We start from the raw sequence: 16999 nt of genomic DNA on the forward strand, positions 1-16999 counted from the left end.
GTCACGTGTTTCTCCAGGCTGTACTGGTGGGAGCTTCACCATGTTGAACACCCTTCTTCCAATCCTGTTGTTCGCAGCCCTGGCCCTTGCGGTGCTGGGGGCGTTGCGACGGGTAGCCATGTGGCGTCGGGGCCGGGCCTCGAAGGTCGATCTGATCGGCGGCCTGTTCGCCATGCCCAAGCGTTACATGGTCGATCTGCACCACGTGGTGGCGCGGGACAAATACATTGCCAACACCCACGTTGCCACGGCGGGCGGGGCGGTGGCGTCGATTGTGCTGGCGATTCTGGTGCACGGTTTCGGCCTGCATAACCGCATTCTTGGCTACGCGTTGCTGCTGATGACGGCGGTGATGTTCGTCGGGGCGATCTTCGTTTATCGGCGCCGGCTCAACCCGCCGTCGCGGCTGTCGAAAGGCCCGTGGATGCGCCTGCCGAAAAGCCTGCTGGCGTTCTCGGCCTCGTTCTTCCTGGTGACCTTGCCCGTGGCCGGAATCCTGCCGGAGAACTTCGGCGGCTGGGTGCTCGCAGCAATTCTCGGGATCGGTGTGCTGTGGGGCGTGTCCGAGTTGTTCTTCGGTATGACCTGGGGCGGGCCGATGAAACACGCCTTCGCCGGTGCCCTGCACCTGGCCTGGCACCGTCGCGCCGAACGTTTTGGTGGCGGCCGTTCCACCGGTTTGAAACCGCTGGACCTGAATGATCTGACCGCGCCGCTGGGCGTGGAGAAACCCAAGGATTTCACCTGGAACCAGTTGCTCGGTTTCGACGCCTGCGTGCAGTGCGGCAAGTGCGAAGCCGCGTGCCCGGCGTTCGCCGCCGGCCAGCCGTTGAACCCGAAAAAGCTGATTCAGGACATGGTCGTCGGCCTCGCCGGCGGCACCGATGCCCAGTTCGCCGGCAGCCCGTATCCGGGCAAACCGGTGGGCGAACACAGCGGCAATCCGCATCAACCGATCGTCAACGGTCTGGTCGATGCCGAAACCCTGTGGTCGTGCACCACTTGCCGCGCCTGCGTCGAGGAATGCCCGATGATGATCGAGCACGTCGATGCCATCGTCGACATGCGCCGACACTTGACCCTGGAAAAAGGCGCGACCCCGAACAAGGGCGCCGAAGTCCTGGAAAACCTGATCGCCACCGACAACCCTGGCGGTTTTGCCCCGGGCGGACGGATGAACTGGGCGGCGGACCTGAACCTCAACCTGCTCAGCGAGAAGAAGTCCACCGACGTGCTGTTCTGGGTCGGCGATGGCGCTTTCGACATGCGCAACCAGCGCACTCTGCGGGCGTTCGTCAAAGTGCTGAAAGCGGCCAAGGTCGACTTCGCGGTGCTCGGGCTGGAAGAGCGCGACAGCGGCGACGTGGCCCGACGTCTGGGTGACGAAGCGACTTTCCAGCTGCTCGCCAAGCGCAATATCCAGACCCTGGCCAAATACAGCTTCAACCGCATCGTTACCTGCGATCCGCACAGTTTTCATGTGCTGAAAAACGAGTACGGCGCGTTCGACGGCAACTACCTCGTACAGCACCACAGCACTTACCTGGCGGAAATCATCCAGGCCGGCGCGCTGAACCTCGGTCAGCACAAAGGCAACAGCGTGACCTATCACGATCCGTGCTACCTCGGCCGCTACAACGGAGAGTACGAGGCGCCGCGCGAAGTGCTGCGCGCCCTCGGCATCGAGATCAAGGAGATGCAACGTTCCGGCTTCCGTTCGCGCTGCTGCGGCGGCGGTGGCGGGGCGCCGATCACTGACATTCCGGGCAAGCAGCGGATCCCCGACATGCGCATGGAAGACATCCGCGAGACCGGTGCCGAGCTGGTGGCCGTGGGTTGTCCACAGTGCACGGCGATGCTCGAAGGCGTGGTCGAACCGCGTCCGCTGATCAAGGACATTGCCGAACTGGTGGCCGACGCGCTGCTCGAAGACGCCGCGCCGAACAAGCCTGCCACCCCGGCCAAACGTGAACCTGCGGAGGCCCACTGATGAGCGACATTATCCGCCGCGACCCCCGCGCCGAATGGATCGCACGCAACCGCCTGCACCCGCTGCACGCGGCCATGCAACCGGCGCAACACAGCTGGATGGGGCCCAATGGGATCATCCGCAAGAATCCGCACGGCATCGGTTTCATCGGGCCGAACGGCATCAAGCGCATCGACCGCAGCGGCGCCCAGCAGGGCGGGGCGGTCAAACGCTCGGCCGCGGTGGAAGTGCAACTGCCGCTGCATCAGGTGCCGGCCCCGGCGTTTTACATCAGCGTGGTGCCGGACATGGTCGGCGGCCGCTTGAGCAGCCACGACCGCGACTTGCTTGGCCTGGCCCATCAACTGGCCGGCAGCGACGGCGCGGTGCTGGCGGTGGTGTTCGGTGAGCATAAGGAAAACGCTTTCGCCACGGCGGGCGTTGACCGCTTGCTGGTGCTGGAAGGCGAAGCGTTCAGCGGTTATGCACCGGAGCAACGGATCCAGGGCCTGCGGGCTGTGGATAACCAGTTCAACCCGCGTCACTGGCTGCTGCCGGACAGCCGCAGTGGCGGCGGCGAACTCGGTCGGCGCTTTGCTGCCGCACTGGGTGAACGCCCGGCGACACGGGTGTGGCAGGTCAAGGATCAGGAGTGCATCGGCCGCGCCGGTGCCGGTCTGCAGGATCTGGCCCGCCCGGTGGCGCGGTTGATTCTGGCTTCAGCCGAATGCGCGGAACCTGTCAGCGAAACCCGTCACGAAGCGCTGCCGGTGGAGTTATCCACACCCGTCGCACGCAGCCTGTCGCGGATCGAGGATCTGGGCGCCGTGGCGGTGGACCCGGCGGCGATTCCGATGGCCGAAGCCGAATTCATCTTCTCCGGCGGCAACGGGGTCAAGGACTGGGAGCTTTTCCACAAGACCGCCGCCGCCCTCGGCGCTACCGAAGGCGCTTCGCGGGTGGCGGTGGACGATGGCTTCATGGCCCGCGACCGTCAGGTCGGCGCGTCCGGCACCTGGGTCACCGCGCGAGTTTACGTGGCCGTGGGGATTTCCGGGGCGATCCAGCACCTGCAAGGCATCGGTGCCTGCGACAAGGTAGTGGCGATCAACCTCGATCCGGGCTGCGACATGATCAAGCGTGCCGACCTGTCGGTGATCGGTGAGAGCGCGGAAATTCTTCAGGCCTTGATCGCGGCGGTAGAGGCTTACCGCAACGAAGCCAAGCGCGATGCGGCTTAAGGAACGGTTATGAGCACAAAGATCATCAGTCTGGTTTCAATCGGCGCCCACCCGACCTCCGGCCGCCCGCGTCGCGCCGATCAGGACGCCCGCGCGGTGGAGCTCGGCCTGCAACTGGCGGGGGACAACCTGCAAGTGCTGCACGCCGGCGACATCGCGGAACCGGCGCTGCGCGCCTATCTGGGCATGGGGCTTGCGCAGATGCACGTGCTGGAACAACCGGCCGGCGCCGATGCGTTGCCGGCATTGACCGAGTATCTGCGTGATGCTGGTGCCCAGGTCGTGTTGACCGGCAGCCAGGCGGAAACCGGCGAGGGTTCGGGGATGCTGCCGTTCCTGCTGGCCGAAGGGCTGGGCTGGCCATTGGTGGTGGGGCTGGCGCAAGTCGAGTCGATCAACGACGGTTCGGCGCTGGTGCTGCAAGCGTTGCCCCGTGGGCAGCGCCGCCGGTTGAAGGTGCGCCTGCCGTTTCTGGCGACTGTGGATAACGCTGCGCCCAAGCCTCGGCAGAGTGCTTACGGGCCTGCGCGGCGTGGCGCTCTTCAAGCTAAAGACGTGGAAGTGGTGGATGACGAATTGCTCGCGGTGGCGACTCTGCAACCGGCCAAGCCACGGCCGAAACGATTGAAGGTGATCAAGGCCAAGAGCGGGGCGGACCGGATGAAGGCGGCGACGGCCAAGGCTAGCGGCGGTGGTGGGCAAGTCCTGAAAGGCGTGACGGCGCAGGCCGGTGCTGAAGCCATTCTCAAACTGCTGATCGAAGAAGGTGTTGTCCGCTGAAACCTTTGCTGACCCTCTCCCTTCGGGAGAGGGTGCTTTACCCACAATCCCTGTTGGCGGATCTGTGGATAACGTGTTCGCCCCTCCCTGTACCCCACGGCAATCAAGCTCTCCAGCCCTCAGGTCAAAAAACAACCAGTCTAACTCGCGGTTTTTTCTGAGGTTTTCCCCCAGAACAACGCCCAGACTTGCCCCCAATCTCTGTTGGCGCTTCTGTGGATAAGATGTTCGCTATCCGCCAAGAGCCCTATAAACCGCGGCTTACAAGGATCTGATCAAAAAACGTCCAATTCAACCTTTTAACCCGCCAATCCCCAAACAAACCCCGATTTATCAACGCCCTCAGCGCTTTTCCACAGCACTCGCCAAGTTACCCCCGAACTCTGTTGGCGCTTCTGTGGATAAGGTGTTCGCCATCCTCTGCAAGCCAGGTAATCCGTGCTATGTAGAGGATTGATCAAAAAACGATCAATCGCTAATGGAAACCCTGCATCTGGATAAGTCACCAATTTTCTTCACAAAACCCCGATTATTGTTCCAGTTCATCCACAGTTGTCCCCATTAGCTGTGGGTGTCTGTGTGGATAACTTGTTCGCCAAACCCTGCAGCCCCCGGCGGGCTTAGTCCAAATCGCAATTGATCAGATTTCATACAGTTCTAAGAGCCCGCCTTGACTTCGATCCGGTGCCTGTCTTCACTGCAATGGCACAAGGACAGCTGTCACTTATCCACATCTGGTTCAGGGAGAACGCGTGATGGATACCCAGCCACACCGCTTACCCCTCAGTCCCTGCACGCTCCGCGCGCTGCCGGCACCTTCGCCGCGCAAGCGCACGTTGCGTCGTGGCGTCAATCAGCACGCCCGTCTGTAGCACCTGATTCCTGCCCAAACCGTTGTACTGCCGTCGGGATTTCCCGGAGGCCAGGTGCCCGTTCGCCCATTGATTGCAGGCAACCGCAGAGTTGCCCCATCTGCCTGAGAGAGGAACCCCCTCATGACACGGATCGCAACGCCCATCAGCGAAATCAAGGAACACTACGACGTGATCGTCATCGGCTCCGGGTATGGCGGCGGCATTGCCGCGTCGCGCCTGGCCCGGGCCGGTAAAAAGGTCTGTCTGCTGGAACGCGGCCGGGAAATCCAGCCCGGCGAATACCCCAACACCATGATCGCCGCGACCGAAGAGTTGCAGGTGCACGACCCGGACGGCCACCTCGGCTCGCGCACCGGGTTGTTCGACCTGCACGTCAACGCCCAGCAGAACGTGGTGGTCGGCTGCGGCCTCGGCGGTACGTCGCTGATCAATGCCAACGTTTCTCTGGAGCCAACCGTCGATGTGTTCCAGGATCCGCGCTGGCCACTGGCCGTGCGCGAGGACCGTGACGGTTTGCTCAAGGCGGGTTACGCCAAGGCCCGGGAGATGCTCAAGCCCAATCCCTACCCGAGCACCTCGCCGAATCTGCCGAAGCTTGATGCCAACAAAAAATCCGCAGACTTCCTCAAGCAAGGCGCGCACTTCTACAAGCCGCCGATCAACGTGACCTTCGACAAACTGCCCAACAACCTCAACCACGTCGGCGTCGAGCAACTGCCGTGCAACCACTGCGGCGACTGCGTCTCGGGCTGTAACAACAAGGCCAAGAACACCACGCTGATGAACTATCTGCCGGACGCCACTAACCACGGCGCAGAGATTTTCTGCCAGGCCCAGGTGCGGCATCTGGAGCGCGACGGCAACGGCTGGATCGTGCATTTCCAATACCTGGACAGCGGCCGCGAGAAGTTCGACGCCCCGACCTTGTTCGTGAAGGCCGACATCGTCGTGGTTTCTGCCGGCACCCTCGGTTCCACCGAGATTTTGCTGCGCTCACGGGACAAAGGTCTGGTGATGTCCGGCCAGCTCGGCGAGAACATGAGCGGCAACGGCGACATCCTCGGCTTTGGCCATAACTGCGAGCAGACCATCAACGGCATCGGTTTCGGCGCGCATTCGGCCAAGGAGCTGCAACCGGTCGGCCCGTGCATCACCTCGATCATCGACATGCGCACCGAGGGTGACCGCAGCAGTCGTATGGTCATCGAGGAAGGTTCGATCCCTGGCGCCCTTGGCCGGCCGATGGTGCCGGCGATGGCCGGGTTCGCCGAGATGATCGGCAAGCCCACCGACGACAGCTTCAGCGGCAAGGTGAAGTACAAAGAGCGCGAAGCCGAAAGCTTCCTGCGCGGCCCGTATCACGGGGCGCTGCACAACCTGCAGACCTACCTGATCATGAGCCACGACAGCGGTCAGGGACGCATGGTTCTCGACAGCAAGGATCAACTGCGCATCGACTGGCCGGGCGTCGGCGAGCAGGAAAACTTCAAGATCGGCAACGAACGGCTGTACCAGAGCACCAAGGCCCTGGGCGGGATCTGGGTCGAGAATCCGATCTGGACCAAACTGCTCAAGCACAGCATCGTCTCGGTGCATCCGCTGGGCGGTTGCGTGATGGGCGAAGACGCCGCGCAAGGCGTGGTCAACCACAAGGGCCAGGTGTTCAGTGGTGCGACCGGCACCGATGTCTACGCCAACCTCTACGTGACCGACGGCGCGGTGATCCCGACGTCACTGGCAGTCAATCCGCTGCTGACCATCTCCGCCGTGAGCGAGCGCAACATGGGCCTGCTGGCGGCCGACCGTGGCTGGACGATCGACTACACGCTGCCGTCGGCGCCGCGCAAGCAGACCGCGTCGCCGACCCTTGGCGTGCAGTTCACTGAAACCATGAAAGGCTACTTCTCCCGCGCCTTCACCGCCGCGCAAAGTACCGACCTGAAGGTTTACGAGGCGGCCGCCAAACGTGGCGAGGCGGACAACTCGCCAATCGATTTCACCCTGACCATCACCGCCAACGACCTCAACCGGATGATCAAGGAGCCGGAACACGCCGCGACCATCGTCGGCACGGTGATCGCTCCGGCGCTGTCGCCGGAACCGCTGACCGCCAGCAACGGCGTGTTCAACCTGTTCGAGCAATTCGAGCAGCAGGTCGATACGCGTCACATGAAGTACGACATGAAACTGACCGCCGAAGACGGCAACGACTATTTCTTCAGCGCCTTCAAGACCGTGCCGGAAGACAACGGCGTGCTGAATATCTGGCACGACACCAGCACCCTCTACGTCACGCTGTATCGTGGGCCGGACAAGACCGGCGAGGTGATCGGCTCCGGAGTGATGCACATCAAACCGACCGACTTCGCCAAGCAGATGACCACCATGAAAGTCCTCAACGCGCGCAACGAGCGTGAGCGGATCGAAGGGCTGGCGCGGTTCGGCAAGTTCTTCGCCGGAATTCTCTGGGAGAGTTATGGCGGGGTGTTTGCCGGTGACAAATACTTCAACCCCGACGCGCCGCCACGGCTGAAACGGCCGCTGGATGCGCCGGCGCCGGCCGTGCATTTCTTTTCCACCGAAGATGGCGTGCAGTTGCGCCTGACCCGTTATCAGGCCGGCAGCAAAGGCCCGGTAATGCTGGTGCATGGTCTGGGTGTGGGCTCGAATATCTTCTCGACCGACACGATCCAGACCAACCTGCTGGAGTTTCTGTGCAAGCACGACTACGACGTGTGGCTGCTGGATTTCCGGGTGAGCATCCTGCTGCCGGCAAGCAAGAAGGAATGGAACGGCGACCAGATCGCCCAGTACGACTTCAAGGCCGCCATAGCACAGATCCAGCAGGAAACCAAAGCCAAAGACGTGCAGTGCGTGGTGCATTGCTACGGCGCGACCACGTTCTTCATGTCGCTGCTCGCTGGTTTGCAGGGCGTGCGTTCGGTGGTCTGCTCGCAGATTGCCGCCGACACTGTGGTCGCGACCGCAACGGGGTTGAAGGCCGGGCTGCACCTGCCGGGGATGCTCGATGCGATCGGCATCAAATCGATGACCGCTTACGCCGACAGCAAGGAGAACTGGTTCAACCGGCTCTACGACAAGGCGCTCAACGGCTACGCGCGGATCGAAGCCCAGGGCTATTGCACCAACCCGGTGTGCCACCGCATCACCTTCATGTACGCCTCGCTGTATCGCCACGACACCCTCAATGAAACGCTGCATGACAACCTGCACGAACTGTTCGGCGAGTCGAACATAGAGACCTTCGAGCACCTGGCGCTGATCGTGCGCAAAGGGCATCTGGTGGATTTCAAAGGGCGCGATGTGTACATGCCGCACTTTGATCGGCTGACCATGCCGATCTGCTTCATCAGCGGTGCCGACAACCAGTGTTATCTGCCGGAAAGCACGCTCAAGACCTATCAGCGGGTTTGCGAGAAGCACGGGCCGGAACGCTACAGCCGGCATGTGGTGCCGGGTTACGGCCACATCGATTGCATGTTCGGCAAGAACGCGGTGGTCGATGTGTATCCGATCATCCTTGAACACCTGGAGAAAACAGCCCTCGGATAGCCCCCGATCGTGTCGATCGTTCCCACGCTCTGCGTGGGAACGCCGCCATGGACGCTCTGCGTCCGTTTTTGTGACGCGGAGCGTCACGAGATGCATTCCCCCGCGGACGGTTCGACGCTTCGACGGGGGAACGATCTGGGGAACTGATATGGACAGCTACATCCGCTGGTTTCAACGCTTCATCTGGCTCGGCATTGCGATGAACATGGTGTTCGCGATCCCGGCGCTGTTCGCGCCGGGGTTGCTGACATCGGTGGTCGGCCTGCCGCCGCAGCTCTCCGACCCGTGGCTGGAAAACGCCGGGATGCTGCTGGTGGGCATCAGCGTGTTCTACATGCCGTCGGGCTTCAATGCGCCACGCTACGTGGTGCATTCCTGGCTGTGCGTGCTGACGCGGCTGATCGCCGTGGCGTTCTGGATTTACCTGATCAACACCAGTAGTCAGGGTTCGGTGTTCGTGCCGATGCTGATGGGCGACCTGAGCTTTTTCCTGATCCTCGGCATCCTGCTGTACCTCGGCACCACCCCTGAAAACCGACCACTGGCCCTGCTGTGTGACGGCTGGCGCGAGTGGCGGGCGGCGTGGGCGCGGCAGTGGCAGAGTCACGCGTTCAAGGTCGGCACGCTGGTCGTGGTGGCTTTGCTGGCGTTCATCGGTTACCAGACCTGGTATCAGATGCTGCGCGTGGTGCCGGAGCAGGATTACGCCTCCGACGAAGATCACTACAAATACGCCGCGATTGGCCTGGGTATCGAGGCGCGGATTCCGTATTACCTGTTCTCCGTGCTGCCGCAGATGTGCCCGGAAAAACTGCCGAAACCCGGTGGCTGGGAAGTCTTCGGTTTCCTGTTCGAGAACGGCAAGGACCTGCCGATCGGCATGGCCAAGCGGCAGATCGGATACCCGACCGTCGAGCCGAACTGCGCGCTGTGCCACACCGGCTCCTACCGGGCGAATGCCAGCGACGTTGCAGTCAACGTGCCGAGTGCACCGGCCAACACCCTGCAACTGCAGGCCTTCCAGTGGTTCGCCTACGATTGCGCCAGCGATCCGAAATTCACCACCGACGCGGTGATGGCGGCGATCAACAGCAAATTCCAGCTGGGCTTTTTCGAGAAGCTCTACAACCGCTACCTGATCATCCCGATGGCCAAGACCGCGCTGCTCAAACAGAAGCAGGCCTACGCCTGGCAGAAGCTGCGCCCGCAACAGGGACCGGGCCGTACCGACACCTTCAACCCGACGAAAATGGTGGTGTTCGGCTTCCCGGATGACTCGACCATCGGCACCGTCGACCTGCCACAGGTGTGGAACCAGAAACCCCGGGAATCGATGTACCTGCACTGGGACGGCAATAACAACAAGATTCACGAGCGCAACTATGCCGCTGCGATGGCCGTAGGCGCGACGCCGGAATCGGTGCTGCCGCCGAGTTTCAACCGGGTGACCAACTGGCTGCTCGGGCACAAGGCGCCGGCGTGGCCATGGGCACTGGATCAGGCCAAAGTCGCCCAGGGCAAACCGATCTGGGAAACCAATTGCGCCAGTTGTCATGATTTCGGGCGTACCGACACCGGGCAGGTGACCACCAACATCGACCAGCTCGGCACCGATCCGCATCGGCTGAACTCGTTCACCACCGGGCTGGTGGCGGCGTTCCACACCTTCAAGAAACCGCCGTTCGATTTCGGCGCCTACCGCAAGACCCAGAGCTACAGCAACACGCCCACCGACGGCATCTGGCTGCGCGCACCTTACCTGCACAACGGTTCGGTACCGACCCTGTGGGACTTGCTGCAACCGCCGGAAAAACGTCCGCAGGTGTTCATCACCGGCTCCGATGTCTACGACCCGGTCAACGTCGGCTTCGTGACCAGCGGCGCCCAGGCCAAGGCCTCGGCGGACTTCACCTACGACACGCGCCTGGAAGGCAACCACAACAGCGGTCACCTGTACGGCACGACGCTGTCGGACGACGACAAGCGTGCACTGATCGAATTCATGAAAACCCTGTGAACCCTTACGGATAGAGGATTTCGCCATGTCAGCGGTCGGGCATCTGAAACACGAATACGACAAGGTCAAGCTGCGCCTGCACGGTTTGTTCACGCGCATCGAAATGGCCTGGATGAAGCTCATCAGCGAGCTGGAGCCGCAGGAGTTTCAAGCCATCATCAAATTGCTCCAGCGCGGTCATGATCAGGCGCAATACGTGCTCAAGCACGGCGAGCTGCCGGACGACGAGCCGGCGGTGCCGTGGGAACTGTCCCACGGCTTGTCGATCCTGCGCATCGGCAACGCGACGCCGTTGCCGCAATCGCCCGATCAATTGCAGACCAAGGTGCTCAAGGACGGCACGCTGCTGGGCTGCCGCAAATGGGAGCTGCTGGATCTGTTGTGGAGCGAGGCGCTGCTGAAGTGGATCGAGAACCTGCGCCATCACGCGACTTTCGGCACCGATCCGGCGCTGGTGACCATGGAGCGCGAAGTGACGCTGGCAATTGCCGGCGACTGGGGCACCGGGCCGTTCAACAGCCATGCGCCAGCGGTGTCGGTGGCCAACCAGATGCAACTGGCCAATGCCGATTTCACCATTCACCTGGGGGATGTCTATTACGCCGGCACTCACTCCCAGGAAGACACCGACATGGCCGGCTGGCCGATGGGCACCCACGGCTCGTTCACCCTCAATTCCAACCACGAGATGTACAGCGGCGCCCACGGTTACTTCAAGGAACTGGCGGCGCGTTTTCCGGGGCAGCAGGGCACCAGCTACTTCGCCCTGATCAACGATGACTGGCTGATTGTCGGGCTGGACACGGCGTACGCCTCGGACGTCATGAACCTGTACATGGACGGCACGTTGAACAAGCCGCAGATCGAATGGATGAAGGGCCTGCCGAAACGCAAGAAACTCATGGTGCTCAGCCACCATCAGGGCTTCGACATCACCGGGCACCACAAGACTGCGCTGTATCAACCGGTGTGCGATGCGCTGGGGCGTGAGCCGGATTATTGGTATTGGGGCCATTTGCACAACGGCATTGTCTATGCGCCGCAGGGTGGACTGCATGCGCGCTGCGCCGGGCACGGAGCGATTCCCTATGGCACCACCAGCGAGCTGAACGGGCATTCGCGGGTGTTGTTTTCGGAGACGCAGGATGCGAACGATCCGGACTATCCGCTGCGGGTGTTGAACGGGTACGCGAAGATCAGGTTGGTGGGGGAGGAGATTTTCGAGGAGTTTATCGGGGAGGATGGCTCGGTGAGGTGGTCATCGCAATGATGCGGTTGCTATAAGGACGCCATGATCGTTCCCACGCTCCGCGTGGGAATGCCTCAATGGACGCTCTGCGTCCGCTTTTGGGACGCAGAGCGTCCCCGGCTGCATTCCCACGCAGAGCGTGGGAACGATCGGTCAGATGCAATCAGCCTTGGACCGGCACGCCTTTGAGGTACGGTGCAGGCTCGGCGCCGAGGTTGCTCAGCATCCGCTCGCTGTACCAGTCCACGAAGTTGACCACGCCGAACTCATAGGTTTTGGAGTACGGGCCCGGCTGGTACGCGGTGGAGTTGATCCCGCGCTGGTTCTCTTCGGCCAGGCGACGGTCCTGATCGTTGGTCGCGTCCCACACCTGGCGCATGCGTTCGACGTCGTAGTCCACGCCTTCGACCGCATCCTTGTGCACCAGCCATTTGGTGGTGACCATGGTTTCCTGGGCGCTGATCGGCCACACGGTGAACACGATGATGTGGTCGCCCATGCAGTGGTTCCACGAGTGCGGCAGGTGCAGGATGCGCATCGAGCCCAGGTCCGGGTTCTTGATCCGGCCCATCAGCTTGGCGCAGCCCTGTTTGCCGTCCATGGTCATCGACACGGTGCCCTTGAGCAGCGGCATGCGCACGATGCGGTTGCGCAGGCCGAAACTGGCGTGGGCGTAAGGGATCTTTTCGGCTTCCCACGCGGCAGCGGAGGCGGCGACGTGATCCTTGAACGCCTGATCGGCACGCGGGTCGGTGACGTCGTCCCATTCCAGCAGGGTTTTCAACAGTTCCGGGTGAGAACCGCTGCAGTGGTAGCACTCGCGGTTGTTTTCCAGCACCAGTTTCCAGTTGGCCTTCTCCATCAAGGTGGTTTGCACCGCCACCTTGGTGTTTTCCATGTCGTACGGTTCCATGTAGTGGTTCAGGGTCGACAGGAAGTCATCGATGGCCGGCGGGTTCTCCGCCAGGCTGATGAAGATGTAGCCGCCGGCGGTCTTCACGTTCACCGGTTTCAGACCGTACTGCTTCATGTCGAAGTCGGCACCCATTTCGGTGCCGGCGAACAGCAGGCGACCGTCCAGCTCATACGTCCACTGGTGGTAGTGGCAGACCAGTTTGGCGACCTTGCCCTTGTCGCTGGTGCACAGGCGCGAGCCACGGTGACGGCAGACGTTGTGGAAGGCGTGCACCACGCCTTCGGCACCGCGAATGACGATGATCGGGTTCTTGCCGATCTGCAGGGTGATGTAGTTGCCCTTTGCCGGAATCTCGCAGGTCATGCCGGCGATCAACCACTCCTTCTGGAAGATCTCCTGCATGTCGATATCGAACAGGCGCTCGTCACTGTAGAACGGTTGCGGCAGCGAATAGGTGCGCTCGCGTTCCTGGAGCATTTGTGCGGTGGCCTTGCGTGCGGGTTCCAGCGGGTCGCCCAGGCTGATTTTTGCGGTGTCCATCGATGAATTCCTCAAGGCCATCTGCGTGGCCGCGAAAGTGGCTGATCAGGGTTGCAGCGCAAGGTGTAAAGAATCTGTTTGTGTTGGGGGCGAGTGTGGGGCCGGCGCTGCCCGGAACCTTATCCATGGGCGACATGGTGCAATCTGTTCCCGACGCGCAACCCCCGGTGGTTGGGGGCTGGTCGCGATAAGTATGTGAATGTCGCGGATAGGTAAACGGGCCGTCTGCGCTATACGCAGAATCGCCACATGAAGGCCGACAGTCGGCCGTGGAGAACAGCATGTCGAACAGCTTCCTGAATCCGGTCACCACCCAGACCTGGGCCAATGGCCGACACATCGTCCGTTGCGTCAAAGTCATCCAGGAAACCTGGGATGTGCGCACCTTCTGTTTCATGGCCGACCAGCCGATCCTGTTCTTCTTCAAGCCCGGACAGTTCGTGACCCTGGAGCTGGAAATCGAAGGCCAGCCGATCATGCGTTCGTACACCATCTCCAGCTCGCCGTCGGTGCCGTACAGCTTTTCGGTGACCATCAAGCGGGTGCCGGGGGGCAAGGTGTCCAACTGGCTGCACGACACGCTGCATGAAGGCCAGGAACTGGCGGTACACGGCCCGGTCGGGTTGTTCAACGCCATCGATTTCCCGAGCCCGAAAGTGCTGTACCTGAGCGGTGGTGTCGGCATCACACCAGTGATGTCCATGGCGCGCTGGTTCTACGACACCAACGGCAACGTCGACATGACGTTCATCCACAGCGCCCGCTCGCCGAAAGACATCATTTACCACCGCGAGCTGGAACACATGGCGTCGCGGATCGACAACTTCAGCCTGCACCTGATCTGCGAGAAACACGGACTCGGCGAGCCGTGGGCCGGCTATCGCGGCTACCTCAACCACAAGATGCTCGAACTGATGGTGCCGGACTTCCTCGAGCGCGAAGTCTTCTGCTGCGGCCCGACGCCGTACATGACCGCGGTCAAGCGCCTGCTGGAAAACGCCGGCTACGACATGAAGCGCTATCACGAGGAATCCTTCGGCGCCACGCCGCCGGAAGCTCGTGCCGACGCGGTGGAACAGGCCGAGCAGGCAGCGGAAGCACCGGAAGTCCCGGCGGCGGATCTGCACCTGGTGGAGTTCACCTCTTCGGACAAGAGCATCCGTGTCGCGCCGGGCGAGACCGTGCATGCGGCGGCTGCCAAGGTCGGCCTGATGATCCCGAAAGCCTGCGGCATGGGGATCTGCGGGACGTGCAAGGTGCTGAAGCTGGGCGGCGAGGTGGAGATGGATCACAACGGCGGGATCACCGAGGACGACGAGGCGGAGGGGTACATTCTTTCTTGCTGCAGTGTGCCGAAGGGGGATGTTCGGATCGAGTATTGAGGTTAGTTTGCAGGCCTTCTTGTGATCTCCCATAGGGGAAATCACAAGAAGGCATTAGTTGCTGTTTTTAAATGACTTCGAATACGGCGAGAAGCCCAAAGAATACAAACATGAAGCCTGAAATTCGCTGATATTTATACAGTGTCAGCAGCGTGCGTTTAAAATCTGGTGGAAAATTTATTATATCGGTTGCACTCAATTTTCCTTGGTAAATGTAGACTTCCGGGCGTTTCAGGAAACCAAAAATTTCTCCCATCATGTAGATCCGCCCATGTATCCCGCCATGCCATAGCATGATGAGGCCGCTTAATATTGAGCTGTTCTGAAGGCTGCTGATAATTAGCTCTATTTTTGTTTTTGCGATATATAGCGATATGCAGTTTATTATTATGAGTGTGGCGAAATTTATGATGTTTAGAATAATGAATGCTTCTCTTGCAGTTGCATAACTCATCGGATTTTCTCGTAAATCAATTCACCGGCGATTTCGCCGCCTTTTTCGCCCACAGAGCCGATCGTAAAAGATCCGGCTCCCGCAACCAGTACCCCACACAGCACCCCAGCGATACCTGCGGTCGATACCCCGATTGCTACGCAAATGGTGGAGGCCGCGCTTGCACCCACAGCAGAACCGACAGCTCCACCCAGAAAACTTCCGGCTTCAGTGTATTTCACCTTTTTGCATGCCTCGGCACTGCCGTTCGTACAGACATCTTGAACCTTCATTGCCGAGGCTCCGCCACCCACGGCCGTACCAATCCAGCCACCGTATTTGATGTATTGCGAGGCTTTCACTACGCCTTGAATGTGAGTGGAGTACCCGGGCGTCTGGCCGATGCCGCCAGCCTTTCTCCAACGGTGCACCCGGTGAGGATGCTCAATACCTAAAGCGATTTTAAGGTTTGGGTAATCAGGGAGGCCGATGGCTCTCTTGGTCAATCCGGTGAGCTGTCCGTCCAGCCGTTGAAGTAATCCGGCGCGGCGCTTTTTGAATGCCTTTGAATTCAGGCTGCCATTGGCCTTGATCGTGCTGGTATGCAATTCCTCAATATCTTTCAAAGCGGCTTTTATGCCATCCAGATGGTTAGCGGCCATAGCGGTACCAACCCCAATAACTTTCGACCCATCTGAAAGCGTCCGTCTGATGACCTCATAGTGCTGGGCAAAAAAGTCCGCTTCCTCCACCGTCAACGGCGCCAGCGCCATGCTGACGATGTGCGCGGTTTCCATCAGCAGTGATTCTTCATAGGTGCATTGCTGATTGTCCGGGTCGCTCAGGACAATCAGCGTTCCGGCTTTCACCACGTCGTCCAGCTGATTGAGGCTTTTGAATTTGGCGATGACATTCGGCTTGGGCGACGGAAACAGTTGCGCCTGCAGTTTCTCGGCGGACAGACTTTTGGGCACGATGTAGAACCCAGGCTCCTCCGGTGCCGGCAATTCCTGGGGCCAGTGTTCGCGGGGGAAAAATCGCAAGTCGTTGACTGGATGCACAGATGAGAGCGGGGCTGAGTTCAGGCGCGTCACTCTCAGATTCTGCTGGCGAACGGCCCGCAGTAAACGGTGCGGATCGGGGCTTGCCGCGGCATGTGGAAGCATCGACAAGTGTGGTGTCCTGGCCGCGCCGGTGAGCGTGCCGTGTCTGTTCTGCTGCAGGGCTCGGGACTGGATCAACAGGTTTCGTTGTTCCTGCGCAAGCGCATTGATCCCTTGCTGCGGCGTCAGGCGTCCGTCCGCTACCTCCTCGGTAATTTGCTTGGCGAAGTACGCGACTTGTTGATGAAATTGCACACGTGCAATGCCAAATGCCAGATGACGGTTTCCGATGGTCAGTGCCTGTCCAAGCAGGTTGCCGGCAGCGTCCTGCACATCGCACAGATCATGCTGCCGTGAACTCAACCCGCTTCGCCCCACGAGGTATAGCCAGTGGTGCCTGCAATGTGGTGTACCCAACTGATGCCGCGGTAACGAATGGCCAGTTGTTCTTGAGGCTGGGCATCATTTTGCAGAATCACGTGCGGCACATCCTGCGACAGTTCAGCGAGAACCGCCCCGTCGAGGGTGATCGAATAGAATTTTTCCTGCTGCCCCTGGGGCGAAGTGCGGTAGAGGCTGATCGTGCAGTCCAGTTCTTCGCTGGTCGAATGCGCCTGAGCCAGCAGTGGGGAAGATTTGTCGACCGCTTTGGTGATGATGACCGGCCGGTGGACGGGTTTTCCGAGATTGGCGTCGCGGCGCATTTCATGGCTCAGGGCGAACACCATGATTTCATCGGTATGGGCCGTCTGGTATTTGTTGCCGACCGATTCCGGCGTCGAACATCCGGCTGAAATAAGGCCTTGGGTCTTGCCGGTGATGGTCATGTAGGCAGGGTTCGCCATAGTCTGCGCTCCTCGAAAATGGAGTCGGCAGTCTATGGCGAGGCCTGTTTGGTTTATGTAGGCCCTGGCGTAGGTC

At 60.8% G+C, this 16999-nt stretch carries 11 protein-coding genes; 7 read left to right on the plus strand and 4 right to left on the minus strand.

The features are described from left to right. Nucleotides 1-40 precede the first annotated feature (40 nt). From dgcB to CAF77_RS03005, 6 genes are all read left to right on the plus strand, one after another. Entirely contained in the window at nucleotides 41-1990 is a 1950-nt protein-coding gene (dgcB, locus tag CAF77_RS02980; protein ID WP_085654000.1) for a dimethylglycine demethylation protein DgcB, read from the plus strand. After that, complete coding sequence (locus tag CAF77_RS02985; RefSeq protein ID WP_085654001.1) at nucleotides 1990-3210, plus strand: electron transfer flavoprotein subunit alpha/FixB family protein; 1221 nt, start codon at nucleotides 1990-1992, stop codon at nucleotides 3208-3210. The genes dgcB and CAF77_RS02985 overlap by 1 nt, the downstream gene beginning before the upstream one ends. Nucleotides 3211-3219: 9 nt before the next feature. Beyond that, nucleotides 3220-3990: an electron transfer flavoprotein subunit beta gene (locus CAF77_RS02990; RefSeq protein WP_064380237.1), complete on the plus strand. Its 771-nt coding sequence runs from the start codon at nucleotides 3220-3222 to the stop codon at nucleotides 3988-3990. A gap of 995 nt (nucleotides 3991-4985) precedes the next feature. Further along, nucleotides 4986-8438 carry a GMC oxidoreductase gene (locus CAF77_RS02995; RefSeq protein WP_064380239.1) on the plus strand — a complete coding sequence of 1151 codons (3453 nt, stop codon included), beginning with the start codon at nucleotides 4986-4988 and terminating at the stop codon, nucleotides 8436-8438. A gap of 148 nt (nucleotides 8439-8586) precedes the next feature. Then, nucleotides 8587-10455 carry a hypothetical protein gene (locus CAF77_RS03000; RefSeq protein ID WP_064380241.1) on the plus strand — a complete coding sequence of 623 codons (1869 nt, stop codon included), beginning with the start codon at nucleotides 8587-8589 and terminating at the stop codon, nucleotides 10453-10455. 25 nt (nucleotides 10456-10480) lie between these two features. Continuing rightward, nucleotides 10481-11725, plus strand: coding sequence for a metallophosphoesterase (locus tag CAF77_RS03005; RefSeq protein ID WP_064380242.1), 1245 nt, complete (start codon nucleotides 10481-10483; stop codon nucleotides 11723-11725). 142 nt (nucleotides 11726-11867) lie between these two features. Here CAF77_RS03005 and gbcA read toward each other — a convergent pair whose 3' ends face one another. Continuing rightward, complete coding sequence (gene gbcA, locus CAF77_RS03010) at nucleotides 11868-13160, minus strand: glycine-betaine demethylase subunit GbcA (RefSeq protein ID WP_011336282.1); 1293 nt, start codon at nucleotides 13158-13160, stop codon at nucleotides 11868-11870. 281 nt (nucleotides 13161-13441) lie between these two features. On the opposite strand from gbcA, the gene gbcB reads away from it, so the two are divergent. Continuing rightward, nucleotides 13442-14542, plus strand: coding sequence for a glycine-betaine demethylase subunit GbcB (gene gbcB / locus CAF77_RS03020; RefSeq protein ID WP_011336281.1), 1101 nt, complete (start codon nucleotides 13442-13444; stop codon nucleotides 14540-14542). A gap of 67 nt (nucleotides 14543-14609) precedes the next feature. Here gbcB and CAF77_RS03025 read toward each other — a convergent pair whose 3' ends face one another. From CAF77_RS03025 to CAF77_RS03035, 3 genes are read right to left on the minus strand one after another with little or no spacing between them, the layout of a single operon-like run. Further along, complete coding sequence (locus CAF77_RS03025) at nucleotides 14610-14996, minus strand: hypothetical protein (protein WP_064380244.1); 387 nt, start codon at nucleotides 14994-14996, stop codon at nucleotides 14610-14612. Then, nucleotides 14993-16441: a hypothetical protein gene (locus CAF77_RS03030; RefSeq protein ID WP_085654035.1), complete on the minus strand. Its 1449-nt coding sequence runs from the start codon at nucleotides 16439-16441 to the stop codon at nucleotides 14993-14995. Before CAF77_RS03030 ends, CAF77_RS03025 begins: the two co-directional genes overlap by 4 nt. Beyond that, nucleotides 16438-16923 carry an Hcp family type VI secretion system effector gene (locus CAF77_RS03035; protein WP_064380246.1) on the minus strand — a complete coding sequence of 162 codons (486 nt, stop codon included), beginning with the start codon at nucleotides 16921-16923 and terminating at the stop codon, nucleotides 16438-16440. Before CAF77_RS03035 ends, CAF77_RS03030 begins: the two co-directional genes overlap by 4 nt. Nucleotides 16924-16999: the final 76 nt, after the last annotated feature.

This window comes from Pseudomonas sp. R15(2017) (genome assembly GCF_002112685.1).
Classification (GTDB): domain Bacteria; phylum Pseudomonadota; class Gammaproteobacteria; order Pseudomonadales; family Pseudomonadaceae; genus Aquipseudomonas; species Aquipseudomonas glycinae.